General features: G+C 70.4%; 27 protein-coding genes. 18 read left to right on the top strand and 9 right to left on the bottom strand.

What is annotated here, in order from left to right; genetic code table 11:
* Positions 1-112: 112 nt before the first annotated feature.
* Entirely contained in the window at positions 113-1027 is a 915-nt protein-coding gene (locus NIE79_RS22085) for a RecB family exonuclease (RefSeq protein ID WP_238680370.1), read from the bottom strand.
* 140 nt (positions 1028-1167) lie between these two features.
* Here NIE79_RS22085 and NIE79_RS22090 point away from each other — a divergent pair, with 140 nt between their 5' ends.
* From NIE79_RS22090 to NIE79_RS22100, 3 genes are read left to right on the top strand one after another with little or no spacing between them, the layout of a single operon-like run.
* The gene (locus NIE79_RS22090) at positions 1168-2259 is read left to right on the top strand and encodes a site-2 protease family protein (RefSeq protein ID WP_372471738.1); all 1092 of its coding nucleotides are present in this window, start codon (positions 1168-1170) and stop codon (positions 2257-2259) included.
* A complete protein-coding gene (locus tag NIE79_RS22095) occupies positions 2256-3248 on the top strand; it encodes a tRNA (adenine-N1)-methyltransferase (RefSeq protein ID WP_238680372.1) in 993 nt (330 codons plus the stop codon). Before NIE79_RS22090 ends, NIE79_RS22095 begins: the two co-directional genes overlap by 4 nt.
* Before the next feature lie 46 nt (positions 3249-3294).
* On the top strand, positions 3295-3867 hold the full coding sequence (locus tag NIE79_RS22100; RefSeq protein ID WP_238680373.1) for a hypothetical protein: 573 nt from the start codon (positions 3295-3297) through the stop codon (positions 3865-3867).
* 49 nt (positions 3868-3916) lie between these two features.
* Here NIE79_RS22100 and NIE79_RS22105 read toward each other — a convergent pair whose 3' ends face one another.
* Entirely contained in the window at positions 3917-4210 is a 294-nt protein-coding gene (locus tag NIE79_RS22105) for a ferredoxin (protein ID WP_030332886.1), read from the bottom strand.
* A gap of 178 nt (positions 4211-4388) precedes the next feature.
* On the opposite strand from NIE79_RS22105, the gene arc reads away from it, so the two are divergent.
* Entirely contained in the window at positions 4389-6173 is a 1785-nt protein-coding gene (arc, locus tag NIE79_RS22110; protein WP_238680374.1) for a proteasome ATPase, read from the top strand.
* Positions 6174-6256: 83 nt separating this feature from the next.
* Here arc and NIE79_RS22115 read toward each other — a convergent pair whose 3' ends face one another.
* Positions 6257-6670: a GtrA family protein gene (locus NIE79_RS22115; protein ID WP_238680375.1), complete on the bottom strand. Its 414-nt coding sequence runs from the start codon at positions 6668-6670 to the stop codon at positions 6257-6259.
* A gap of 108 nt (positions 6671-6778) precedes the next feature.
* Between NIE79_RS22115 and NIE79_RS22120 the strand changes: the two genes are divergently transcribed.
* The 10 genes from NIE79_RS22120 (at position 6779) to prcA (ending at position 16265) form a co-directional block, all read left to right on the top strand.
* Entirely contained in the window at positions 6779-7312 is a 534-nt protein-coding gene (locus NIE79_RS22120; protein ID WP_238680396.1) for an acyltransferase, read from the top strand.
* Positions 7313-7333: 21 nt separating this feature from the next.
* On the top strand, positions 7334-8434 hold the full coding sequence (locus tag NIE79_RS22125; RefSeq protein WP_238680376.1) for a DegT/DnrJ/EryC1/StrS family aminotransferase: 1101 nt from the start codon (positions 7334-7336) through the stop codon (positions 8432-8434).
* Positions 8427-9374 carry a Gfo/Idh/MocA family protein gene (locus NIE79_RS22130; protein WP_238680377.1) on the top strand — a complete coding sequence of 316 codons (948 nt, stop codon included), beginning with the start codon at positions 8427-8429 and terminating at the stop codon, positions 9372-9374. The genes NIE79_RS22125 and NIE79_RS22130 overlap by 8 nt, the downstream gene beginning before the upstream one ends.
* A gap of 2 nt (positions 9375-9376) precedes the next feature.
* The gene (locus tag NIE79_RS22135) at positions 9377-10309 is read left to right on the top strand and encodes a glycosyltransferase family 2 protein (protein WP_238680378.1); all 933 of its coding nucleotides are present in this window, start codon (positions 9377-9379) and stop codon (positions 10307-10309) included.
* Between the two features lie 57 nt (positions 10310-10366).
* The gene (locus NIE79_RS22140; RefSeq protein WP_238680379.1) at positions 10367-11932 is read left to right on the top strand and encodes a DUF2142 domain-containing protein; all 1566 of its coding nucleotides are present in this window, start codon (positions 10367-10369) and stop codon (positions 11930-11932) included.
* A gap of 142 nt (positions 11933-12074) precedes the next feature.
* The gene (gene dop / locus NIE79_RS22145; RefSeq protein ID WP_372471734.1) at positions 12075-13592 is read left to right on the top strand and encodes a depupylase/deamidase Dop; all 1518 of its coding nucleotides are present in this window, start codon (positions 12075-12077) and stop codon (positions 13590-13592) included.
* A gap of 104 nt (positions 13593-13696) precedes the next feature.
* Positions 13697-13912, top strand: coding sequence for a ubiquitin-like protein Pup (locus NIE79_RS22150; RefSeq protein ID WP_088948111.1), 216 nt, complete (start codon positions 13697-13699; stop codon positions 13910-13912).
* 22 nt (positions 13913-13934) lie between these two features.
* Entirely contained in the window at positions 13935-14621 is a 687-nt protein-coding gene (locus NIE79_RS22155; RefSeq protein ID WP_238680380.1) for an endonuclease VII domain-containing protein, read from the top strand.
* The gene (gene prcB / locus NIE79_RS22160) at positions 14540-15379 is read left to right on the top strand and encodes a proteasome subunit beta (RefSeq protein ID WP_238680381.1); all 840 of its coding nucleotides are present in this window, start codon (positions 14540-14542) and stop codon (positions 15377-15379) included. Before NIE79_RS22155 ends, prcB begins: the two co-directional genes overlap by 82 nt.
* A gap of 64 nt (positions 15380-15443) precedes the next feature.
* Positions 15444-16265 carry a proteasome subunit alpha gene (prcA, locus tag NIE79_RS22165; RefSeq protein WP_238680382.1) on the top strand — a complete coding sequence of 274 codons (822 nt, stop codon included), beginning with the start codon at positions 15444-15446 and terminating at the stop codon, positions 16263-16265.
* 63 nt (positions 16266-16328) lie between these two features.
* On the opposite strand, the gene NIE79_RS22170 is transcribed toward prcA, so the two are convergent.
* From NIE79_RS22170 to rfbB, 6 genes are read right to left on the bottom strand one after another with little or no spacing between them, the layout of a single operon-like run.
* Complete coding sequence (locus NIE79_RS22170; protein WP_238680383.1) at positions 16329-17357, bottom strand: glycosyltransferase family 2 protein; 1029 nt, start codon at positions 17355-17357, stop codon at positions 16329-16331.
* Entirely contained in the window at positions 17354-18667 is a 1314-nt protein-coding gene (locus tag NIE79_RS22175; protein WP_238680384.1) for a lipopolysaccharide biosynthesis protein, read from the bottom strand. The genes NIE79_RS22170 and NIE79_RS22175 overlap by 4 nt, the downstream gene beginning before the upstream one ends.
* The gene (locus NIE79_RS22180; protein ID WP_238680385.1) at positions 18664-19365 is read right to left on the bottom strand and encodes a glycosyltransferase family 2 protein; all 702 of its coding nucleotides are present in this window, start codon (positions 19363-19365) and stop codon (positions 18664-18666) included. Before NIE79_RS22180 ends, NIE79_RS22175 begins: the two co-directional genes overlap by 4 nt.
* Complete coding sequence (locus NIE79_RS22185) at positions 19358-19729, bottom strand: DUF2304 domain-containing protein (protein WP_030332916.1); 372 nt, start codon at positions 19727-19729, stop codon at positions 19358-19360. The genes NIE79_RS22180 and NIE79_RS22185 overlap by 8 nt, the downstream gene beginning before the upstream one ends.
* The gene (gene rfbD, locus NIE79_RS22190) at positions 19726-20613 is read right to left on the bottom strand and encodes a dTDP-4-dehydrorhamnose reductase (protein ID WP_238680386.1); all 888 of its coding nucleotides are present in this window, start codon (positions 20611-20613) and stop codon (positions 19726-19728) included. The genes NIE79_RS22185 and rfbD overlap by 4 nt, the downstream gene beginning before the upstream one ends.
* Entirely contained in the window at positions 20610-21611 is a 1002-nt protein-coding gene (gene rfbB / locus NIE79_RS22195) for a dTDP-glucose 4,6-dehydratase (protein WP_238680387.1), read from the bottom strand. The genes rfbD and rfbB overlap by 4 nt, the downstream gene beginning before the upstream one ends.
* An 85-nt stretch (positions 21612-21696) precedes the next feature.
* Between rfbB and rfbA the strand changes: the two genes are divergently transcribed.
* The 4 genes from rfbA (at position 21697) to NIE79_RS22215 (ending at position 24908) form a co-directional block, all read left to right on the top strand.
* Entirely contained in the window at positions 21697-22587 is an 891-nt protein-coding gene (rfbA, locus tag NIE79_RS22200) for a glucose-1-phosphate thymidylyltransferase RfbA (protein ID WP_238680388.1), read from the top strand.
* Entirely contained in the window at positions 22584-23207 is a 624-nt protein-coding gene (gene rfbC, locus NIE79_RS22205) for a dTDP-4-dehydrorhamnose 3,5-epimerase (protein WP_238680389.1), read from the top strand. Before rfbA ends, rfbC begins: the two co-directional genes overlap by 4 nt.
* A 68-nt stretch (positions 23208-23275) precedes the next feature.
* The gene (gene pafA / locus NIE79_RS22210; RefSeq protein WP_238680390.1) at positions 23276-24634 is read left to right on the top strand and encodes a Pup--protein ligase; all 1359 of its coding nucleotides are present in this window, start codon (positions 23276-23278) and stop codon (positions 24632-24634) included.
* Between the two features lie 79 nt (positions 24635-24713).
* Positions 24714-24908 (top strand): hypothetical protein, encoded by a 195-nt coding sequence (locus tag NIE79_RS22215; RefSeq protein WP_238680391.1) that lies wholly within the window; start codon positions 24714-24716, stop codon positions 24906-24908.
* Positions 24909-24993: the final 85 nt, after the last annotated feature.

Here is a 24993-nt window from a genome sequence, read left to right on the forward strand (position 1 = left end):
TCCCGACCGCGGCGGCACCGCTGCGATCGGGTCTTCAGCGGCGGCGACGTGCGGCAGGCGGCCCCGGCGGTGTGAATCGCCGCGCCGGGCGCACGCGACGGTCAGGAGGCCGTCACTCGTCGGCGCCCGGCACCACCGGCGCGGACCGGGAGTCGCGCAGCGGGTCGGCGCTCGCCGCGGCGACCGGGAACGGCGGCGGGGTGCCGCCGAAGCTGGGACAGAGCGCCTGGTGGCTGCACCAGTCGCAGAGCCGGCTCGGCCGGGGCCGGAAATCCTGCCGGGCGGTGGCCTGCTCGATCGCCCGCCACAGCGCCACCACCGTGCGCTCGAAGCGGACCAGCTCGTCGGCGTCCGGGGTGTAGTCCAACACCTCGGCGTCGCGCAGGTAGAGCAGCCGCAACACCCGGGGGACCACCCCCCGGGTGCGCCACAGCACCAGGGCGTAGAACTTCAGCTGGAACAGCGCCCGTGCCTCGAACGCCTCCCGCGGAGCACCGCCGGTCTTGTAGTCGACCACCCGCAGCGCGCCGTCCGGAGCGACGTCGAGCCGGTCGAGGTAGCCCCGGATCAGCAACTCCTCGTCGACGACCGCGGAGATCAGGCTCTCGCGTTCGGCCGGCTCCAGTCGGGTCGGGTCCTCCACCGCGAAGTAACCCTGCAACAGCCCGGCGGCGGAGCGGAGGAACTCCACCGGGCCGGCCGGCTCCGCGCCGTCGAAGATCCCGGCCAGCTCCGGCTGCTCGGCGACCAGCCGGTCCCACTGGGGGGCCACCAGGTCGCCGGCCGCCTCAGGCGTGCGGCCGGTGGCCGGCAGGTCGAACAGGCGCTCCAGCACCGCGTGCACCAACGTGCCCCGGGCCTGCTCGATGGTGGTGCGCTCGGGCAGCCGGTCGATGCTGCGGAACCGGTAGAGCAGCGGGCAGGTCTTGAAATCCGCCGCCCGCGACGGGGACAGCGAGGCCCGCACCGTCGGCGGCGCCTGCGCCGCGGGGGAGGGCTGGGAGGTGGTGACCGATTCCGCCGTCATGTCGGCAAAGGTTAGGGCACCGGTGTGACACCGACCGCCGCCCGCCCCACACAGCGACGGTCCGTAGCATCGTGGCGATGGAGCAGACAACCAGGCCGCCGCGCCGACCGGACCGACGCCTCGGCCTGAACGTCGGCCGGGTGTTCGGGGTGCCGCTGCACCTCAACGGCTCCATGGTCCTGCTCGCGGTGCTCATCGCGGTGCTGTACGGCGAGTTCGCCCGCCGGCAACTGGACCTGCCGCAGCTCAGCGGCTACCTGATCGGCTTCGGGTTCGTCGTGTCGCTGCTCGGCTCGGTGCTGCTGCACGAGCTGGGCCACGCCCTCACCGCCCGGCGGTACGGCATCGGTGTGCGCGGGATCACCCTGGAACTGCTCGGTGGTTACACCGAGATGGACCGGGACGCCCCGTCGCCCCGCGTCGACCTGCTGGTCTCGCTGGCCGGCCCGGCGGTCTCCGCGGTGCTCGGCGTCCTGGCGGTAGCCGCCACGCTCGCCCTGCCCGAGGGGACCGTGGTGCACCAGCTCGCCTTCCAACTCGCGGTCAGCAACGTCATCGTGGCGCTGTTCAACAGCCTGCCCGGGCTGCCCCTCGACGGCGGCCGGGCGCTGCGCGCCGCCGTGTGGGGGCTGACCCGCGACCGGCACCTCGGCACCGAGGTCGCCGGGTGGGCCGGCCGGGTCGTCGCCGTCGGCACCGCGGCCCTGGTCCTGCTGCTCACCGTCGAGCGGCGGCTGGCGCCGCTGGCGCTGCCGCTGATGCTGCTGGTCGCCGTCACCCTCTGGCGTGGCGCCGGGCAGTCGATCCGGGCCGCCCGGGTCAGCCGCCGGTTCCCGCTGATCGACCTCGCCCGGCTGGCCCGTCCGGTGTGGCCGGCGGCCACCGGTACGCCGCTGGCCGAGGCCCAGCGCCGACGCGCCGAGAGCGGGCAGCCCGGCGCCGCGCTGCTGGTCACCGACTCCACTGGTCGACCGGTGGCGCTGGTCGACCCGGTCGCCGCCGACGCGGTGCCGGTCGAGCGCCGACCGTGGTTGGCGGTGGACGCCGTCGCCCGGTCGCTGGGCACCCTTCCCACGTTGTCGGTCGGGTGGGACGGCGAGCGGGTGATGGAGGCCGTACAGACCCACCCGGGCGCACAGTACGTGGTGACGTCAGGCGAAGATGTCGTCGGCATTCTGCACATCGCGGACCTGGCCCAGCTCCTCGAACCCAACCGGAAGATGACACCGTGACCGCAACTCCCTCCACCGTCACCGCCGACCCGGCGCTGACACCCGTGCACCGCGGGCCGTTCCGGCCCGGCGACCGGGTCCAGCTGACCGACCCCAAGGGGCGGATGCACACAGTGACGCTGGAGCCCGGCAAGGAGTTCCACACCCACCGCGGCATCCTGGCGCACGACGCGCTGATCGGGCTGCCCGACGGCAGCGTGGTGACCACCTCCGGCGGCGGCACCGCGTTCCTGGCCCTGCGGCCACTCCTGTCGGACTACGTGCTGTCCATGCCGCGCGGCGCCCAGGTGATCTACCCGAAGGACTCCGCGCAGATCGTCGCGATGGGCGACATCTTCCCCGGCGCGAAGGTCCTCGAGGCCGGCGCCGGCTCCGGCGCGCTGAGCTGCTCCCTGCTGCGCGCCGTCGGCACCGAGGGCGAGCTGCACTCGTTCGAACTGCGCGACGACTTCGCCCAGATCGCCAAGCGCAACGTCGAGGCGTTCTTCAACGGGCCGCACCCCTCGTGGAACCTGCACGTCGGCGACGTCGCGCAGTGCCAGGAGACCGGCTTCGACCGGATCATCCTGGACATGCTGACCCCCTGGGAGACCCTCGACATGGTCGAGCGGGCCCTGGTGCCCGGTGGGGTGTTCATCGGCTACGTCGCCACCACACCGCAGCTCTCCGAGCTGGTGGAGGCGCTGCGCGAGCGCGGCGGCTGGACCGAGCCGCGGGCCTGGGAGTCGCTGGTGCGTGACTGGCACGCCGAGGGCCTCGCCGTCCGCCCGGACCACCGGATGATCGCGCACACCGCCTTCCTGGTGTCCGCTCGCAAGCTGGCCCCGGGGGTCACCGCGCCGCCGCGCCGGCGCAAGCCCAGCAAGGGCACCGAGGCGTACGCGCAGCGCCGCCAGGACCTGCGCGAGGCGGAGGCGGCCCGACAGGCCGCTGCCGCGCAGGCGGCCGGCGCACAACCCAACGGTGCGGGGGAGATGGACAGGCCGTGACCAACGAGCTGGGTGTCGGCAGCGCCGAGCAGGGGGAGACGCTGGCATGAGCCGACCGGGCTACGGCGGTGGAGACCTCCCCGCGGTCTTTCCCGACTGGTCGCCCTACCAGGATCTGGAGTCGGCGGCGCGGGCCTACCTGCGCGACCCGGACGTCGCCCTGGAGGCGCTCGGCGGCGTGCTGCGCGGCGCGTCGGTGCTCGGCTTCACACTGGAACGCTTCGTCAACGAGGTCAACGGGGTGTGGCAGGAGGTGGTGGTCTGCGACGGCAGCCGGCTCATCCTCTGGCACGGCGAGGACGTACCGCCGGAGGAGGGCCCGCCGGGCTCGATGACCTCGTCGCTGCGGGTGGTGCCGGTCTCCACCGTCACCGAGGTGGGCTGCCGGCGGCGGCTCAACCGGGCCGAGAGCGGCGAGATCCGGGTCGACAGCATCGACGTCTACCTGCTGCTCACCTCGTTGGACGAGGCGCCGCCGAGCGAGGAGTTGGCCGGCACACCCCGGCACGACGCGCTGCGCTTCGGCAAGACCCTCGACGACGGCGGGGCCGGGCAGATCGCCCGGTTGGAGGAGTTCGCGCGGATGGTCGCCTCGGTGGTCGGCCGTCCGATGCTCTGAGGCGTACCCCCGTTTGGACCCGGCCGGGCCGTGCGGCCCGGCCGGTGGGTCAGTCGTCCTCGGCCTCCGGGCCGGCGACCTCGACGCCGTCGCCGCGCACCACGTGGATGCAGTCGCCCGGGCACTCCTTCGCGGAGTCGATCACCTCGAGTCGCAGGTGCGCGGGGACGTCGACCCGGCTGCCCGGCGCCATCCGCAGCTCACCGTCGACGCCCTTGACGTAGGCCAGGCCGTCGATGTCGAACTCGAACACCTCCGGCGCGTACTGCACGCAGAGCCCGTCGCCCGTGCAGAGGTCCTGGTCGACCCAGACCTGCAATTCGTCGGTCGCGACCTCGGCCACCTGTGCACCCCCCATGTTCTCCCGTGCCACGCTCCGACGGTACCCGAACGCCGGTAACGGCCCGTCAGGCCACCCTTGGCGATCAAGGTTCGGTGACGAGGGTGTTGCATGGGACCGAATCGGCCTCATAGCGGCTAGTGTTAGGGCAGAACGTTCAAGCCCCCCGGGGAGGTGGGACGTGGCAGCACGTAGCGACGACGCGGACTCGCGCGCCGCACGGTGGGAGAAGGAAGCCCACGATCTCTCCACGCAGGTCGCGTTCCTGCAAGAGGAACTCGCTCTGGTGCGGCGCAAGTTGACCGAAAGCCCCCGACACGTCCGGCAGCTCGAAGAGCGGCTGGCGGCCACCCAGGCACAGTTGGCGCGGCTGACCGAGAACAACGACCGGCTGGTGAGCACCCTCAAGGAAGCTCGCACGCAGATCGTGACGCTCAAGGAGGAGATCGACCGGCTCGCGCAACCGCCGAGCGGTTACGGAGTCTTCCTGGCCAAGCACGAGGACGGCTCGGTGGACGTCTTCACCGGTGGCCGCAAACTGCGGGTCGCGGTCTCGCCCTCGCTCGACGTGGGTGACCTGCGACGCGGCCAGGAGGTCCTGCTCAACGACGCGCTCAACATCGTCGACGCGTTCGGTTACGAGCGGGTTGGCGAAGTGGTGATGCTCAAGGAGATCCTGGAGGGACCGAACGGCGGGCCGGGCGACCGGGCGCTGGTGGTCTCCCACTCCGACGAGGAGCGCATCGTGCACCTCGCCGAGACGCTCATCGGCTCGGCGATCCGGGCCGGCGACTCGCTCATGATCGAGCCCCGCTCGGCGTACGCGTACGAGCGGATCCCGAAGAGCGAGGTCGAGGAGCTGGTCCTGGAGGAGGTGCCCGACGTCGACTACGGCGACATCGGTGGCCTCCAGTCGCAGATCGAGCAGATCCGCGACGCGGTGGAGCTTCCCTTCCTGCACGCGGACCTGTTCCGTGAGCACCAGCTCCGCCCACCCAAGGGCATCCTGCTCTACGGCCCGCCCGGCTGCGGCAAGACGCTCATCGCCAAGGCGGTGGCCAACTCGCTGGCCAAGAAGATCGCCGAGCGGCAGGGCAAGGAGAAGCACACCAGCTTCTTCCTCAACATCAAGGGCCCGGAGCTGCTCAACAAGTACGTCGGTGAGACCGAGCGGCACATTCGGCTGATCTTCCAGCGGGCACGGGAGAAGGCCGGCGAGGGCACGCCGGTGATCGTGTTCTTCGACGAGATGGACTCGATCTTCCGGACCCGCGGCTCCGGTGTCTCCTCCGACGTGGAGAACACCATCGTTCCGCAGCTGCTCAGCGAGATCGACGGCGTGGAGGGGCTGGAGAACGTCATCGTCATCGGCGCCTCCAACCGGGAAGACATGATCGACCCGGCGATCCTGCGCCCCGGTCGCCTCGATGTGAAGATCAAGATCGAGCGTCCGGACGCCGAGGCGGCCAAGGACATCTTCTCCAAGTACATCCTCTCCGGGCTGCCCCTGCACCCGGACGACCTGGCCGAACACGGCACCGACCCCCAGGCCACCGTCGCGGCGATGATCGACGCCGTGGTGCTGCGGATGTACTCGGAAACCGAGGAGAACCGATTCCTCGAGGTCACCTACGCCAACGGTGACAAGGAAGTCCTCTACTTCAAGGACTTCAACTCCGGCGCGATGATCCAGAACATCGTCGACCGGAGCAAGAAGATGGCCATCAAGGAGTTCCTCACCTCGGGTCGCAAGGGGCTGCGCCTTCAGCACCTGCTCGACGCCTGCGTCGACGAGTTCCGCGAGAACGAAGATCTCCCCAACACCACCAACCCCGACGACTGGGCGCGCATCTCCGGCAAGAAGGGTGAGCGGATCGTCTACATCCGCACGCTCGTCTCCGGCGGTAAGGGCGCCGAGGCCGGCCGGTCCATCGAGACCGCCAGCAACACCGGCCAGTACCTGTAGGACCAGCGTTCAACCGGGGCGACGCGTTTCGACGCGCCGCCCCGGTTGTCGTTCCGCCAGCGTCCGGCGGGCTGTCCCGTGGGTCAGCTCTGACCGTCGGTGAAGATCCACTTGCGGGAGACGAAGAGATTCAGCACCGCCAGGCCCCCGGTGGTGAGCACCTTCGCGACCAGGTACGGAAGGCCGGCCCAGGTCAACCCCTGCACGAGGGCGACGGTGAGAGCCAGGTTGACGATCACCAGCAGCAGATACCGCCAGGCCTGACCGCCGACGTCGCCGGTCGAGCCGAACGACCATGCGCGGTTCAGCCCGAAGTTGACCACGAACGCCACGGCGAAGGCGAGCACCGTGGCGAACGGCAGCCACACCCCCAGCACACCGTGGAACAGATAGAGCGCGCTGGTGTCGGTGATCGCGCTGAGACCACCGACGATCAGAAACCGCACCTCGCTGCGGCGTGTCAGGCCGGCGAGCGTCGCCGAGGCCGCCGCCTTCATTGCTGACCCTTGGATGCGGACCCGCCATGTGTCGTCACGGTGGAGCACGCTATCGTCTCCCCGTCCCGCGATCGCCCCGAGACCCCCCGAAGGTGTTCAGTGACCGACATGCCGAGCGTCTCCGTCCACCCGACAGCCGAGGTGGAAGCCGGGGCCGAGGTCGGAGCCGGGACTCGGATCTGGCATCTGACGCATGTCCGGTCGACCGCCCGCATCGGCGCCGACTGCACGCTCGGGCGCAACGTGTTCGTCGACGCCGGGGTCACCATCGGTGACCGCGTCAAGGTGCAGAACAACGTCTCGGTCTACCACGGTGTCACTCTCGAGGACGAGGTGTTCGTCGGCCCGAGCGCGGTCTTCACAAACGATCTCAACCCGCGCGCCCAGAACCCGGACTGGAAGGTCACGCCGACCCTGGTCCGCACGGGCGCCTCGATCGGCGCCAACGCCACGATCGTCTGCGGCACCGAGATCGGGGAGTTCGCCCTCGTGGCCGCGGGTGCCGTCGTCACGCGGGATGTGCAGCCGTACCAACTCGTGGCCGGCAACCCGGCCCGGCATCTCGGCTGGGTCAACCGCGACGGCGAGGTGGTCGCCCGCGGCGACGAGCAGTTGCCCGCCGGCGTACTCGAAGGCCGCTGAACCTCTCAGGAGATAACCCCCATGTCTATTCCCATCACCTCGGTGGTCATCGGCCCCGAGGAAGAGGCCGCGGTCCTGTCCGTTCTGCGGTCCGGCAGGCTGGCCCAGGGACCGATGGTCGCCGAGCTGGAGCGGTCCTTCGCGGAACTCTGCGGCGTCCCCCACGCCGTGGCCGTCAGCAACGGCACCGTGGCCCTGGTGGCCGCTCTCGAAGCGCTCGGTCTGCAGCCCGGCGACGAGGTGATCACCACTCCCTTCAGCTTCGCGGCGACCCTGAACGCGATCCTCGAATCCGGAGCGACGGTCCGCTTCGCCGACATCCGTGACGATTTCACCATCGACCCGGACTCGGTCCAGGCGCTGGTCAACGCACGGACCAAGGCCATCCTCCCGGTGCACCTCTACGGCCTGCCCGCCGACATGACGGCCCTCACCGCGATCGCCGACGCCGCCGGGCTCGCAATCGTCGAGGACGCCGCCCAGGCGCACGGCGCCCGCGTCGGCGACCGCGCGGTCGGCTCGTTCGGCGTCGGCTGCTTCTCCATGTACGCCACGAAGAACCTGCAGTGCGGCGAAGGCGGCCTGATCACCACCTCCGACGACGCCATCGCCGACCGGCTCCGGCTGCTGCGCAACCAGGGCATGCGGGTGCGCTACCAGTACGAGGCGCCGGGCCACAACTGGCGACTGACCGACCTGCAGGCGGCCATCGCCGTACCGCAGGTCGGCCGGCTGGCCGAGACCACGGCCCGCCGGGCCGCGAACGCCGCGAGGCTGACCGCCGGCCTCGCCGACCTGCCCGGGCTGACCACCCCGTCGGTGCCGGCTGGGCGAAGCCACGTCTGGCACCAGTACACAGTGCGTATCGGCGCCGACGCGCCACTGAGCCGCGACGACCTCGGCAAGCGGCTTGACGAGCGGGAGATCGGCTACGGTCTGTACTACCCCCGCCTCATGCACCACTACGACTGCTACGTGGGTCACCCCCAGATCGGCACGGACGAGACCCCTCGTGCCCTTCGCACCGCCGAAGAGGCGCTCTCCCTTCCTGTTCACCAGCACCTGGCCGACGACGACGTCGACCAGGTGATCGAGGCCGTACGAGGTGCGTTCAATGCCTAATTTGGCGATCATCGGCGCGGGCATCATGGGCGCGAACCACGGTCGCGTGGCCCGCTCCACGCCGGACGTCACCGTCACCACCGTCTGCGACCCCGACCCCCAGCGGGCCGCCACCCTGGCCAAGGCCATCGGCGCGCAGTACACGACGGACCTCGACGAGGCGCTGGCCGGCGTGGACGCGGCCATCCTGGCGACCCCGAGCGAGACGCACGGCGAACTGGGCGCGCGCATCCTGCGCAGCGGCCGCGACCTGCTCGTCGAGAAGCCCATCGCGACCTCCGTCGCCGACGCGCGGCACCTCATCGACCTCGCGGACAAGCACGATCGGGTGCTGATGGTCGGCCACGTCGAGCGCTTCAACCCGGCGGTCACGGAACTCCTCCAACTGGTGGACGACCCGCTGTCGTTGGAGATCACCCGGGTCGGCCCGTTCTCCAACCGCGCCCTCGCCGACGTCCTGCTGGACCTGATGATCCACGACGTCGACCTGGCACGCACGGTGGCCGGCTCGGAGATCGTCGCGCACCGCGCGGCGACCCGGATCGTCCGCTCCGCCGAGCAGGACCTCGCCTTCGCCCTGCTCATGTTCGAGAACGGCATGATCGCCAACATCACGGCGAGCCGAGTCAGCCAGCAGAAGATCCGCCGCGTCACCCTCACCCAGCGCAATGACTGCGTCATCGCCGACCTGCTGCGCCAGCAGGTCGAGGTGCACCGGATCGAGCACTCCGAGTTCCTCTCCGAGGGCGGCGTGCGCTACCGGCAGAGCGGGCGGGTCGAGATCCCCTTCCTCTCGCAGCACGGCGAGCCGCTGATGCACGAGCTGCGGCACTTCGCCGACTGCGTCGTCAACCGTCGCCGACCCGTGGTCAGCGGCGAAGACGGCCTGGCCGCGCTCGAGGTGTGCCTCCAGATCCGCGACACCGCCCTGGTCGGCTGAGCATGTACAAGGGTCAGAAGGTCGCCGCCGTCGTCCCGGCCTACAACGAGAGCCGGCTGATCGGCAAGACGATCACCACGATGCCCGACTTCGTGGACCTCATCGTGGTGATCAACGACTGCTCCACCGACGACACCTCCGAGCGTGCCCGCGCGGTGGGCGACCCGCGGGTCGTCGTCATCGACCACGTGAAGAACACCGGCGTCGGTGGTTCGATCATGGACGGGCACGAGCGGGCCCTCGCCCTGGGCGCCGACATCAACGTCGTGATGGCCGGTGACGCCCAGATGGACCCGGCCTACCTGCCGGCGCTGCTCGACCCGATCTGCGACGACGGCTACGAGTTCACCAAGGCGAACCGCTTCTTCTCCCGCACGTCGTTCGCCGACATGCCGGCCGTACGGATGCTGGGGAGCGTCGCCCTGTCGTTCGCGACCAAGGTCGCCAGCGGCTACTGGAACCTCTTCGACCCGCAGAACGGCTACACAGCGGTGTCCCGCTCGGCCCTGCTGCGGCTCAACGTCGCCGCCGTGGCCCGCGGCTACGAATTCGAGAACGACCTCCTGATCTGGCTCAACATCGCCAACGCCCGAGCCAAGGACGTGCCGATCCCCGCCAGCTACGGCGAGGAGGTGTCGACGATGCGCATCCACCGGGTGGCCCCCCGCATCGCCAGCCTCCTGTTCCGCGGCTTCTGGCGGCGGATGCTGCTCAAGCACGTGCTCGCCTCGTTCTCCGCCGTCGCGCTGCTCTTCTTCACCGGCCTGTTCCTCATCCTGTTCGGCGGCGGCTGGGGAATCTGGGTACTGGCCGAGACGCTCGGCCCACCGGTCGCCACCACCGGCAGCGTCCTGCTCTGCGTCGGGCCGCTGCTGACCGGCATCCACATGCTGATCTCCGCGCTCACCCTGGACATCCAGTCGACGCCGGACTGACCGGTACCGCGCCCTGATCCGATCCACGCTCCCTGAAAGGCAGCGCAGAGAACCGCGATGACCGAACAACCTGCGGCCGGCGACGGCGACGGCGATCGCGCCGTCGCCGGCGCCCGCCGGGTCTGGATCCTGGCGTTCGTCGGTTTCCTGCTGACCATCGGGGCCTGGTCGGTCGCCGCCCCCTACGACGGCACACCGGACGAGCGCGAACACATCATCCGCGCCGCCGGTGTGGCGGCGGGGGAGATCGCCCCGCCGCCGGCAGCCGCCAAGAAGGGCTCCGGAGCCTTCCAGGACGTGCCCGCCGGCCTGGTCAGGGAGCAGTGCTGGCAGTTCAAGCCGGCCGTCTCCGCTGCCTGCGCGGTCCCACCGGGCAGCGACGACACCCCCGTGCGCGCCGGCACCGGCGCCGGTCGCTACCACCCCGTCTACTACGCCCTGGTGGGCTGGCCGCTCGACCTCTGGCCGGGCTGGCCCGGGGTGCTGCTCGCCCGCTTCATCAGCGCCGGCATCGCCGCGGCGCTGCTGGCCAGCGCGTTCGTCGTGGCGGTGAACTGGTCCCGGCGTCGTCTGATGGTCGCCGGCCTCCTGGTCGCCGTCACCCCGATGGCCGCCCAGATGGCCAGCGCCGTCAACCCCAACGGAGTGGAGATCGCCGCCGGGGTGGCGTTCTTCGCGGCGACCATCCCGCTGTTCCTGGACCGCCGGCCGAAGCCGCACCACGGGCTGCTCATCCTGGCCGGCATCAGCGGCCTGCTGCTCGCGATGCTGCGGCAGACCGGGCCGCTCTGGCTGGCCGCAGCGTTCGTCGCCTTCGCCTTCCCCTGGCGGCAGAGCAACGTCGGCCGACTGGTGCGCGAGAAGGCCGTCTGGTGGTGGGTGGGCGGCATCGCCGTCGCGGCCCTCACCGCGGTCGGCTGGGGCGTCGTGATGAAATCCTCCGACCTCGGCAAGTACGGCGGCCACGTGTACACCTACGGCCAGGCCGCCCTCGCCGAGGCCGACCGGTGGCGCAGCTACCTCGACCAGATGGTCGGAGTGACGTCATGGCTGGACACCCGGATGCCCGCGCCGATCTACCTGACCTGGCAGTTCGTCGCCGCGACGCTGCTGATCGGGGCGTTCGTCTTCGGCCGGTTGGTCGACCGTTGGCGCCTGCTCGTCCTGGTCGTCGCCGGCACCGTCGTGCCGTCCGTGATGCAGGTGGCCCTGGTCAAGCAGACCGGGTTCGTCACCCAGGGCCGCTACATGCTGCCGATGCTCGGCGGGGCGATGCTGTTCGCCGCGTACGTCTGGGAGGAACGAGGGCTCGACGCCACCCGCAGCCGCACCCTGGTCCGCCTCAGCGTCATCCTGCTCCTGCCGATCCAACTCTTCACGCTGGTCCTGACGATGGTGCGGTGGCAGGACGGGCTGCCCAGATACCTGACGTTCCGCACCTTCAACCCCTTCGCCGGCGACTGGCACCCGCCACTGGGCTCGATCACGCCCCTGCTGGCGAGCGTGCTCGGCCTGACCCTGCTCGGCGTCCTCGCCTGGCGGGTCTCGATGCGCCCACTGAACGAGCCCGACGAGCCGACGCCCGCGATCGCCGAGCAGACACCGGCGACGGATCTGCGCTGATCGGCCGACCGACCGACCACGCCCGGTGCGGGCGTTGCTGTCGGATTCGGACTAGGCTGGAGTGCAGGGCCGATCGAGCGGTAACGCGCCGGCCGGCGGTGGGCGTCGACCGGTACGTCAGCGAGCTGAAGCGGGGCGCGGCATGAGCGTACGGCGAATCATGGGCACCGAGGTCGAGTACGGCATCTCCGTGCCCGGGCAGGCCGGAGCCAACCCGATGGTCACCTCATCGCAGGTGGTGAACGCCTACGGGGCACGTCCGGAGCTCAACAGGGGCGGCCGGGCCCGGTGGGACTACGAAGAAGAGTCGCCGCTGCGCGACGCCCGCGGCTTCACCTACTCCGGCGCCGCGTACGACCCCGCCGAGGCCCTCGCGGACGAAGACCTCGGCCTGGCCAACGTGATACTCACCAACGGCGCACGCCTCTACGTCGACCACGCCCACCCCGAATACTCCACCCCGGAGGTCACCACCCCCCGGGACATCGTGCGCTGGGACAAGGCCGGCGAGCGGGTGATGGCCGAGGCGTCCCGCCGGGCCGCCACCATCCCGGGCACCCAGCCGATCCACCTCTACAAGAACAACACCGACAACAAGGGCGCCAGCTACGGCGCACACGAAAACTATCTGATGCGCCGGCAGACGCCGTTCGCCGACATCGTGTCGTACCTGACGCCGTTCTTCGTCACCCGGCAGATCGTCTGCGGCGCCGGCCGGGTCGGCATCGGCCAGGACGGCGGCCAGAGCGGCTTCCAGATCTCCCAACGCGCCGACTTCTTCGAGGTCGAGGTTGGCCTGGAGACCACGCTCAAGCGCCCGATCATCAACACCCGCGACGAGCCGCACGCCGACGCCGACAAGTACCGCCGGCTGCACGTCATCATCGGCGACGCCAACCTCTCCGAGATCTCCACCTACCTCAAGGTCGGCACCACCGCCCTGATCCTCACCATGATCGAGGAGAAGGCGCTCGGGGCCGACCTCGGCATCGCCGACCCGGTCAGCGAGCTGCGTGCCGTCAGCCACGACCCGTCCCTGACGCACCGGATGCGGCTGCGCGACGGCCGCCGGCTCACCGCGCTGGACCTGCAATGGGCCTACCTGGAGCGGGTCCGGTCCTTTGTCGACGACCGGTACGGCACCGACGCCGACGAGCAGACCGTCGACGTTCTCGACCGCTGGGAGAGCGTCCTGGACCGGCTGGGCCGCGATCCGATGCTCTGCGCCGACGAGTTGGACTGGGTCGCCAAGCTGCGGCTGCTGGAGGGCTACCGGGAGCGGGAGAAGCTCGGTTGGGGCTCGCACAAGCTCCAGCTCGTCGACCTCCAGTATTCCGACGTCCGGCCGGAGAAGGGCCTCTACCACCGCCTGGTCAGCCGGGGGGCGATGAAGACGCTGCTCACCGACGACGAGACGCGCAGCGCGATGACCGAGCCGCCGGAGGACACCCGGGCCTACTTCCGCGGTCGATGCCTCGCCCAGTACGCCTCCGAGGTGGTCGCCGCGAGCTGGGATTCGGTGATCTTCGACGTGGGCCGGGAGTCGCTGGTCCGGGTCCCGATGATGGAGCCGGAGCGGGGCACCCGCGCGCACGTCGGTGCCCTGTTCGACCGCTGCGCCAGTGCCAAGGATCTGCTGGAGACGTTGACCGGGGGCTGATTCCGGGTTCGTCAGCCCGTCGTGTGCCGCAAGCCGGCGCGCGGCGGGCTTTTCGTCGCCCGCGCGAGGTAAGTTCATCGCAGACGATCGTGGAGGAGGCAGCAATGGCCACTCATGACAGCGGCGGCCAGTCGCAGTCCGGCAAGTCCCGTCAGGGCGAGGAAATCGAGGACGTCACCACCGAGGCCAACCCCGAGGTGGCCGAGCGGCACGCCGAGATCACCGAGGACGTCGACGACCTCCTCGACGAGATCGACTCCGTCCTCGAGGAGAACGCAGAGGAATTTGTGAGAGGCTATGTGCAAAAAGGGGGCGAATAGGGCATAGCCGGACGAAACGGACATGCCTCGTCCTCTGGATGACCGGGATGGCCACCGCCGCTGCCGAGACTGCGGCGAGTGGCTGCCCCTTGATCAATTTTGCGCCAACAGCAGACGCCCCGACGGTCGCGGCAGCTACTGCAAGCCCTGCTTCAACCTTCGGTCGAAGGCGAGCTACGCGAAGCGCCTGAAGGAGCGGCAGGGCAGGGACGTGCGCCAGCTGCCGTTGGTGCAAGCGGGCCACCGGCGATGCCCCGACTGCGGCGCCACCAAGCCCCTCGATGACTTTCCACGGAATCGCTCCGGCCGTGGAGGTTACGGCCGATACTGCAAACCTTGCCACAATGCGAAGGGCAAGGAGAGCAAGCTTCGCCTGCACGGCGGGACTCGCGAGTACCACCTGCGGCGGCGGTACGGCATCGGTGAGAAAGAGTTTCAGGAGCTCCTGGCCGAGCAGGGCGGGCTCTGCGCGATCTGTGGCCGCGCCGACCCGCAACATCTGGACCACGATCATCGCACCGGATGGGTGCGCGGGATACTCTGCTTCAACTGCAACGGTGGTCTTGGCCAGTTCCGTGACAGTCCCATGAGGCTGGCCAGGGCGATCACGTACCTGAGAGGAACCACGTGGCAGCGGGCTTTGATCCATCCGGGCGTCTACCAGATGTGTTCACCAACGCGGGGACGTCCTCCTTCACGACGTTCCTGAGTCGGGTGGCCCCCGAGATGTTGCCCGGTCGGCGACCGCTGCCGCCGGGCATGGCAGCCGACCTGGCGCCGCACGCGACCACCATCGTGGCCATCGCGGCCGCCGACGGTGTGGTGATGGCGGGCGACCGACGGGCCACCATGGGCAACCTGATCGCCCAGCGCGACATCGAGAAGGTGCATCCGGCCGACGCGTACTCGCTGGTCGGCATCGCGGGCACCGCCGGTATCGGCATCGAGCTGATGCGACTGTTCCAGGTGGAGCTGGAGCACTACGAGAAGATCGAGGGCGCGATGCTCTCGTTGGACGGTAAGGCCAACCGGTTGGCCTCGATGATCCGGGGCAATCTGGGGGCGGCCATGCAGGGGTTGGCAGTGGTGCCGCTCTTCGCCGGGTTCGACCTGGCTGCCGCCGACCCGGCGCGGGCCGGTCGGATCTTCAGCTTCGATGTGACCGGTGGTCCGTACGAGGAGACCGGCTACGACGCGATCGGGTCCGGGTCGTTGTTCGCCAAGTCCGCGTTGAAGAAGCGGTACCGGGTCGGGCTGTCCGTCGAGGACGCGACGCGGCTGGCGGTCGAGGCGCTCTACGACGCGGCCGATGACGACACAGCGACCGGCGGGCCCGACCTGACCCGGCGGATCTACCCCGTGGTGATGACCGCGACTGCCGAGGGCACCTACCGGCTCACCGACGCCGAGACGGCGACGATCGCCGAGGGCGTGGTCGCCGGCCGGATGGAAAACCCGGGAGGCTAGTTCCGCCCGACCACCCCCACCAGCCAGCAGTCGTCAGCACAGCGCCGTTAGGAGAACCGCCGCCGTGGCCATGCAGTTCTACGCCTCGCCCGAACAGATCATGCGTGACCGCTCCGAGTTGGCCCGTAAGGGCATTGCTCGCGGGCGTAGCGCAGTGGTCCTGAGCTACTCCGGCGGGGTGCTCTTCGTCGCGGAGAACCTCTCCAGCGCCCTGCACAAGGTCAGTGAGATCTACGACCGGATCGGCTTCGCCGCGGTCGGCCGTTACAACGAGTTCGAGAACCTCCGGCGGGCCGGCGTGCGGATGGCCGACCTGAACGGGCTCAGCTACGACCGGCGGGACGTCACCGGTCGGGCCCTGGCCAACGCGTTCGCGCAGACCCTTGGCGCGATCTTCACCGAGCAGTCGAAGCCGTTCGAGGTGGAGATCTGTGTGGCGGAGGTCGGGGCCACTGCCGCTGACGACGAGCTGTACCGGCTCACCTACGACGGTTCGGTCAACGACGAGCCTGGGCGGATGGCGATGGGTGGTCAGGCTGAGGCCATCACCGGCGTGCTGAAGTCCAACCACCGGCCGGACATGTCGCTCGGGGAGGCGGTCCAGGTCGCGGTGCAGGCACTGAGCACTGTCGGTGGTGAGGGTGGCGCCGCCCGGACGATCGCCGCGAACCAGCTCGAGGTGGCGGTGCTGGACCGGCAGCGGGTCGGCCGGACGTTCCGGCGGATCACCGGGGCTGCGCTGACCGCGCTGTTGGACGGGGAGTCGGCGCCGCCGAGCAGCGACCGGCCGGACACGCCGAGCGTGCCGACCGGAGAGGCCGGTAAGCCGACCAGCTCTGCGGGGTCCGCTGACCTGGAGGACCGGCCGGGTCAACCGGACAGCTGATCAGGTGACGAGACAGCGCCGGGGCCCGCACACGCGGGCCCCGGCGCTGTTGTCTGTCGAGGGTCAGCGGCGCTGGAGCAGGGGCCGCGCGAGGGCCCAGTAGCCGGCGGCGACGGCGTTGAACACGCCCATGCCGGGCGGCGAGTCGACGTTCGAGGGGGCGACCCGGGCGGTCATCAGCTCGGCGATCACCCCGTCGGGCACTGTGCGTTCGGCCTGGAGTTGACGGCGCCGGGCGCCGACCCAGGACCGGTTGCGCCACAGCCAACCCCAGCCGCGGGTCTTCTGCCGGGTCCAACCGCCGGCGAGCGCGGCGGCGAGCATGGCGGCTTCGGTGAGCAGCAGCATCGGGGCGAGCACCACCAGCGTCCGGGTCTGGTACGCGGTGAGCAGGGTGACCAGCCGGTTGCGTTCCACCAGGTAGAGCTTGAGGTCGTTGCGGGAGAACTCGTAGTGGTGGCGCACGACGGCGTCGGGTACGTACTCCAGGCGCAGGCCGCGTTGCCAGAGCCGCAGGCTCAGCTCGGTGTCCTCGTGGTAGGCGAAGTACTCGGCGGCGAAGCCGTCGAGTTCCTGCCAACGTTGGCGGCTGATCACGAAGCAGCAGCCGCTGAGCGACGGCACCTTGCTGCGGACGGCGTGGGCGGTGGCCGGCTCGCCATTGCCGCCGGCCCAGGACAGCCCGGTGAAGTGCAGTGGGTTGCCGGAGGTGTTGATCAGCTCGGGAGTGTCGGCGAGCCGGATGGAGGCCATGGCGGCGCCGACGCCCGGTTCGGCGGCGACCGCGACCGTCTTGGCGAGGGCGTCGGGGGCGACGATGGCGTCGGAGTTGACGAAGGCGAGCCAGTCTCCGGTGGCCTCGGCGGCGCCGATCCGGCAGCCGCCGGAGTAGCCGGTGTTCTGTTCGGGGCGGACCACCCGGACCTGGGGGAAGCCCTTGACGATGTCGATGCCGTCGCCGGTGCACCCGTTGTCGACGACGACGAGCTCGATGTCGACGTCGGTGCTGGCCAGGACGGCTCGGGCGGCGTTGACCAGGTACGGCTCGGCGCCGTAGGCCAGCATGACGGCGGTCACCTGTGGGCGGGTCATCGGAGGCCTCCGGATGCGGCAGGGGCGACGGCCTCGGCGAGCGGCCGGGTGGGGGTGGTGGGTCGGCGGGCGCCGCCGCGCAGCAGCAGTGTCGCCATGGTGGCGGCGACGATGACGGAGCCGATGGTGTACGCCAACTCGACTCGCAGGGTGACCGGAGCCGGGATCAGCGTCACGGCGATCAGGGCGGCGACGCCGACGGTCCAGGCGAGGGCCTGGGCGCGGTGCCGGTCGAGGGCGAGCAGGGCCTGGCCGAGCACCATCGCCCACAGGTAGGCGAGCGTGGCGGCCGCCAACCAGGCGAAGTCGCCGTGGCCGAGGACGCCGGGCGCGTCGAAGAGTGTGCCGACCAGCCACGGGCCGAGCAGCACGGCGCCGAGGGCCCCGGTGAGGCCGAGCGCGGTGACGATGCCGAGCGCCCGACGCAGCAGGCTGTGGAAGCCGGCCTGGTCGCCGGTGGTGGCGGTGGTGGCCAGGCCGGGCAGCAGTGACGCCTGCAGGGAGCCGAAGACGAACAGGGGGATGCGGACCAGCACGAGGGCGGAGAGCAGCGCGCCGGCGGCTGCCGCGTCGGAGGGGGCGAGCAGCTGCACGTTGATCACGCCGATGTTGACCACGACCTGGGAGAGCAGGCTGGAGGCGGTGAGCAGGCCGAGGCCGCGCAGCAGGGTGGCCCAGGCGACGGGCGGGCCTGCACCGATGGCGCGTAGCACCGGCGGCAGGGTGAGCAGGACGCTGACCAGCGGGGCGGCGACGAGCACCAGCCCGTACCAGACGGGGGAGGTCACCCCGGCCAGCCCGAGCAGGGCGACCATGACGATGCGCAGGCCGCCGTCGATCCCGAGTTGGGTGCCGTACCAGGGGAACAGTTGCAGGCCGGAGAGGACGCCGCGGGTGGCGTAGGCGACGGCCATCGCGGCGAGTGCGCCGATCAGCACGGTGACCAGGTTGCCGTCACCGGCGAAGAGCTTGTCGGCGAGTGGCTGACGGCCGATGGTGACGGCCAACACCAGCACGGCGAGCAGCACGGCGGCGACGGTGACGCCGCGGGCCAGCACCGGCCCGGGGGGCAGCCCCTGGCTGTGCCGGGCGGCGACGACGCGGGCGACCTCCTGCTCGATCGGCATGAACACGCCGATGCCGAGGGTGAACACGATCGACCAGAGCACCGACAGGGCCGAGTAGTCGGCCTTGCTGAGGCTGTGGCCGGCGACCGCGAGGTGGACGTAGGAGGCGAGGCCAAGAAGGCCCAGCCCGGCACCAACAGCGATGGTGCCGGGCGGGATCAGGCGTAGCAGGCGTTGGATCACCGGCGAATGAGCGCCAGCGTGAGGACGGCGAACGCGCGGCCGAGGTAGATCATCGCCCGGGCGGGGGAGTGGCTGGGCGTGCCGGCCATCCGCTTGCGCATGGCGACCGGTACCTGCCGGATGCGGTATCCACGACGGGCGGTGTGTACCAGGGTTTCCACGGTGTCGCCGAGGTACTCGGCCGGGTACCAGGTGGCGAACATCTCGATGACCCGCCGGTTGGCGGCCCGGAAGCCGGACGTGGTGTCGGTGAGCTTGGTGTGGGCGACCCGGGACAGCACGGCGGAGAGCATCACCATGGCCCAGCGGCGGGGGCCGCGGACCATGTAGTCGCCCTCGCCGGCGAAGCGGGCGCCGATGACGAGGTCGTTGTCGTCGAGGAGGTCGACGAGCTTCGGCACGTACCGGGGGTCGTGTTGGCCGTCGGCGTCGATCTGGATGGCGACGTCGTAGTCGTGGTCGCGGGCGTAGCGGTAGCCGAGGCGCATGGCCCCACCGACGCCGAGGTTGTACGGCAGTTTGGCGACCTTGGCGCCGGCGGCGGCGGCGACGGCGGCGGTGCGGTCGGTGGAGCCGTCGTCGACGACGAGCACGTCGACACCGGGCAGCTCGCCGCGGACCTCACCGACGACGTCGGCGATGGAACCCGACTCGTTGAGGGCCGGAATGATGATCAGTGTGCGCTTGCCGTTAACCATCGGTCGACACCAGTTCGTCACGGGCCGCCCGGTCCGCGTCGATTTCCGCGCGGAGCAGGGCGAAGTCTTCGGCCAGGGTGCGGGTCTCTTCTTCGAGGGCGCTGACCTCCCAGCTCAGGTGCACGCACACGAGCAGCAGGAAGACGATGCCGAGGAAGAGCACCAGGCTGACACCGGAGGCGACGCCGAGGAGTTCGGCGACGTTGTCGAGCAGCCGGGGGAACAGGGACAGCGGGATCACGACGACCAGTACGGCGAGCCAGAGCATGCCGTACTTCTCGCGCAGCTGACGGCGGCGCAGCAGCTCGACGATGGTGCCCAGGAGCAGCAGGCCGGTCAGGCCGGTGACGAGGGTGAGCTTCATGCGACCTTCCACGGGGCGGGTGGAGCGGGGGAGTGGAACGCGTCGACCAGGGCGCTGTGCCAGTCCGGAAGCGGGGGCAGACCCACGGCTGCCCAGCGGCTGTGCCCTAGCACACTGTACGCAGGCCGGGGTGCGGGACGCGGATACCGGTCGCTGGTGGTGGGTCGGATCCGGTCCGGGTCCAGCCCGGCCAGCGTGAACGCGGCGCGGGCCAGCCCGTACCAGGTCGTCTGCCCGGCGCAGGTGCCGTGGTAGACGCCGGGTGTGGCGTGGCCGGCCAGCGCCGCGTCGGCGAGCGCGACGAGCCGCTCGGCGAGCGCGTAGGACCAGGTGGGTTGGCCGTGTTGGTCGTCGACCACGTCGAGGTGTTCGTGCTGGGTGGCGAGTCGGAGCATGGTGGCCACGAAGTTCGGGCCGTGCGCGCCGTACAGCCAGGCGGTGCGCACGACGTACCCGGTGCCGGGGAGCAGCCGCGCGACGGCCTGTTCGCCGACCAGCTTGCCGCGGCCGTAGGCGTTGACCGGCGCGGTGGGCGCGTCCTCCGGGTAGGGGGTGTCCGCGTTGCCGGCGAGGACGTAGTCGGTGGAGACCTGGATCAGCCGGGTGCCGGCGGTGGCGCACGCCGCGGCCAGGTTGCCCACGGCGTGGCCGTTGACGGCGGTCGCGGCGGTCTCGTCGGCCTCGGCGGCGTCGACGTTGGTCCACGCGGCCGCGTTGATCACCAGGTCGTGCCCGGCGACGGCGGCGTGTACCGCCGCGCTGTCGGTGACGTCCAGGTCGGCGCGGGTGGCCGCGGTCACCTTGAGGTCGGGTCGTGCCCCCAGCACGGTGACCAGGTCCCGGCCGAGCATCCCGCCCGCGCCGGTGACGAGGAGTCGGGTCATGCGGTCGGCGCGGACTTGAGGGGTTCCCACCAGCTGCGGTTGTCCCGGTACCAGCGGACGGTGTCGGCGAGGCCCTGGTCCAGAGTGATGCTGGGGTGGTAGCCGAGCTCTTCGCTGATCTTGGTGATGTCGAGGGAGTACCGGCGGTCGTGGCCCTTGCGGTCGGTGACCGGGACGACCCGGTCCCACCCGGCGTCGCAGGCGTCCAGGAGCAGACCGGTGAGTTCCTTGTTGGTCAACTCGGTGCCGCCGCCGATGTTGTAGACCTCGCCGGCGCGGCCCTTCTGCTGGACCAGGGCGATGCCGCGGCAGTGGTCGTGCACGTGCAGCCAGTCCCGGATGTTGCCGCCGTCGCCGTAGAGGGGGACGGTGCCGCCGTCGAGCAGGTTGCTGACGAACAGCGGGATGACCTTCTCGGGGAACTGGTACGGGCCGTAGTTGTTGGAGCAGCGGGTGACGACCACGTCCATGCCGTGGGTGCGGTGGTACGACAGCGCGAGCAGGTCGGAGCCGGCCTTGGACGCCGAGTACGGCGAGTTGGGGGCGAGGGGCCAGGTCTCGGTCCAGGAGCCCTCGTCGATCGAGCCGTAGACCTCGTCGGTGGAGACGTGCACGAACCTGCTGGTGCCGTGGCGCAGCGCCGCGTCGAGCAGCGTCTGGGTGCCCAGCACGTTGGTGGTGACGAACGGCGCGGCGCCGGCGATCGAGCGGTCGACGTGTGACTCGGCGGCGAAGTGCACGATCACGTCGTGCTCGGCCACCACCTCGTCGACCACGACCGGGTCGCAGATGTCGCCCTGCACGAACCGCAGTCGCGGGTCGTCGCGGACGGGGTCGAGGTTGGCCAGGTTGCCCGAGTAGGTCAGTTTGTCCAGCACGGTCACCGCGGCCGGCTCGAGCGGCGGCACGCCGTCTGCACTGCCGAGGGGCTTGCCCAGTAGCAGGCGAACGTACTCCGACCCGATGAATCCGGCTCCGCCGGTGACGAGGATCCTCACGGGTCCGGAAGTATACGCGACGGGCGACGCGGCGCCTGGCGTGAGATCCCCGTACAACCTGTCCGGGTGCGGCTAGGCTTCCCCGGTGCGCGGAATCCTACTTGCCGGCGGCACCGGGTCCCGGCTCTGGCCGATCACCCGGGCGGTCTCGAAGCAGCTGATGCCGATCTTCGACAAGCCGATGGTCTATTACCCGCTCTCGACCCTGGTGATGTCCGGGGTCCGGGAGATTCTGGTGATCACGACTCCGGACGACCAGGACCAGTTCCGTCGGCTGCTCGGCGACGGCAGCCAGTTCGGGCTGCGGCTGGAGTACGTCAGCCAGGAGCGTCCGGAGGGCATCGCGCAGGCGTTCATCCTCGGCGCGGACTTCATCGGCACCGAGTCGGTGGCGTTGGTCCTCGGCGACAACATCTTCCACGGCGTGGGTCTGGGTCGGCAGCTCGCCGACCACTGTGACCCGGTCGGCGGGCGGGTCTTCGCCTATCAGGTGGCCAACCCGCAGGAGTACGGCGTGGTCGACTTCGACGCCGATGGTCGGGTGCTCTCGATCGAGGAGAAGCCGGCCCGGCCGAAGTCCCGCTACGCGGTCCCCGGCCTCTACTTCTACGACAACCGGGTGGTCGACATCGCCCGCAAGCTCACCCCGAGCGCCCGCGGCGAGCTGGAGATCACGGCGGTCAACGAGGTGTACCGGGAGACCGGGGAGCTGGCGGTGACGGTGCTGGACCGGGGCACCGCCTGGCTGGACACCGGCACGTTCACCTCGATGATGCAGGCCGCCGAGTTCGTCCGGGTGGTCGAGGAGCGGCAGGGTCTCAAGATCGGTTGCGTCGAGGAGGTCGCCTGGCGGGCGGGCCTGATCGACGACGCGCAGCTGCGCGCGCTCGCCGAGCCGCTGACCAAGAGCGGTTACGGCAACTACCTGCTCGGTCTGCTCAGCGATCAGGCCGGCGCCGACGGGGGTTCCTGGTGAAGATCCGGGAGCTGAGCATCGAGGGCGCCTGGGAGATCAGCCCCCAGCAGCACGGTGACCCGCGCGGCATGTTCATGGAGTGGTACCGCTTCGACAAGCTCGCCGAGGTGGTGGGGCATCCGCTGCGGCTGGCCCAGGCCAACCTGTCGGTCTCCGCGCGGGGCGTGGTGCGCGGCGTCCACTTCGCCGACGTCCCGCCCGGGCAGGCCAAGTACGTCACCTGTGTGCGGGGCGCGGTCCTCGACGTGATCGTGGACCTGCGGGTGGGCTCGCCGACCTTCGGTCGTTGGGAGGGCGTCCGGCTGGACGACACCGACCGTCGGGCGGTCTACCTCAGCGAGGGGCTGGGGCACGGGTTCTGCGCGTTGACCGACGACGCGACGTTGAGCTATCTCTGCTCGGCCACCTACAACCCGACGGGCGAGCACGCGGTGCATCCGCTCGACGAGGAACTGGGCATCGAGTGGCCCGCCGACGTTGCGTTGCTGTCCGCGCGTGACGATGCGGCGCCGACCCTCGCCCAGGCCCGCGAGCGGGGCCTGCTTCCGGAGTACGACAGCTGCTGGCGGTTCGTGGCGACCCTCGGTCCGGACGGAATGTCGCACTCAACCGGTATGTGACCGCGCTCGGGGCACGACCTGTGGTCTGACAGTGACGAACCGGGCCTCCGGGCGGCTAATGTCACAGCATGGAGCGGCGAATCTTCGGCCTCGAGACCGAGTACGGCGTCACCTGCACCTATCGCGGGCAGCGGCGGCTGTCCCCGGACGAGGTCGCGCGGTATCTGTTCCGTCGCGTGGTCTCCTGGGGCCGGTCGAGCAATGTCTTCCTGCGCAATGGGGCCCGGCTCTACCTGGACGTCGGGTCGCATCCGGAGTACGCGACACCGGAGTGCGACTCGGTGACCGATCTTGTCGCCCACGACCGGGCCGGCGAGCGGATCCTGGAGGGCTTGCTCGTCGACGCGGAGAAGCGGCTGCACGACGAGGGCATCGCGGGTGAGATCTACCTGTTCAAGAACAACACCGATTCGGCCGGCAACTCGTACGGCTGCCACGAGAACTATCTGGTCTCCCGGCACGGCGAGTTCGGCCGGCTCGCCGACGTACTCATCCCGTTCCTGGTCACCCGGCAGTTGATCTGCGGGGCCGGCAAGGTCCTGCAAACCCCACGCGGCGCGGTCTACTGCCTCTCGCAGCGGGCCGAGCACATCTGGGAGGGCGTCTCCTCGGCGACCACCCGCAGCCGCCCGATCATCAACACCCGCGACGAGCCGCACGCCGACGCCGAGCGCTACCGGCGGCTGCACGTGATCGTCGGCGACTCCAACATGAACGAGGTCACGACGCTGCTCAAGGTCGGCACCGCCGACATCGTGCTGCGGATGATCGAGGCCGGGGTGGTGATGCGCGACCTGTCCCTGGAGAACCCGATCCGGGCCATCCGGGAGGTGTCGCACGACATCACCGGCCGGCGCAAGGTGCGGCTGGCCAACGGCAAGGAGGTCAGCGCCCTGGACATCCAGCAGGAATACCTCGCCAAGGCCACCGAGTTCGTCGAGCGACGCGGCGGCGACCAGGCCGCCAAGCGGGTCGTCGAGCTGTGGGGCCGGGTGCTCAACGCGGTGGAGAGCGGCGACCTGGAGCCGGTCTCCCGGGAGATCGACTGGGTCAGCAAGCTGCGGCTGATCGAGCGCTACCAGCGCAAGCACGACCTGCCGCTGTCGCACCCCCGGGTGGCGCAGATGGATCTGGCCTACCACGACGTGCGCCGTGGCCGGGGTCTCTACGGGCTCCTGGAGCGCCGCGGCGACGTCGACCGGGTGACCACCGACCCGGAGATCTTCGAGGCCAAGGAGACCCCGCCGCAAACCACCCGGGCCCGGTTGCGGGGCGAGTTCATCCGGCACGCCCAGGAGAAGCGCCGGGACTTCACAGTCGACTGGGTGCACCTGAAGCTCAACGACCAGGCGCAGCGCACCGTGCTGTGCAAGGACCCGTTCCGGGCGTACGACGAGCGGGTGGAGCGGTTGATCGCCAGCATGTGACAGGTTGCCGGCCCCGGCGGTGCGCTGTGCCGACGGGGCCGGTCAGCCCGGCGGGCTGAACGGTTAAGCTGGGCGCGCCATGACGACTTCTGGACCTTCCGACCGCTCCGAGCGCGGCGCCGAGCGGCAGAACTGGATCGAACGCCGGCGGGAGAAGATCCGCGCCGAGATCGACCGCAACCGGCGCGGTGACTACACAGTGCCGACCTGGGTGTTGGCACTGGCGCTGGTGCTCATCGTGGGCGGCTGGCTAGCCCTGATCTTCCTGGCCTAACCCCCACCCACCCCCACCCCCACCCACCCGCCCCAGCTCGCGTTGATCATGAGGTTATCGCCATGACACGCCGGGTGGTTTCTAA

Origin of the sequence: Micromonospora trifolii, from assembly GCF_022229005.1 — a bacterium.
GTDB classification, from domain to species: domain Bacteria; phylum Actinomycetota; class Actinomycetes; order Mycobacteriales; family Micromonosporaceae; genus Micromonospora; species Micromonospora trifolii.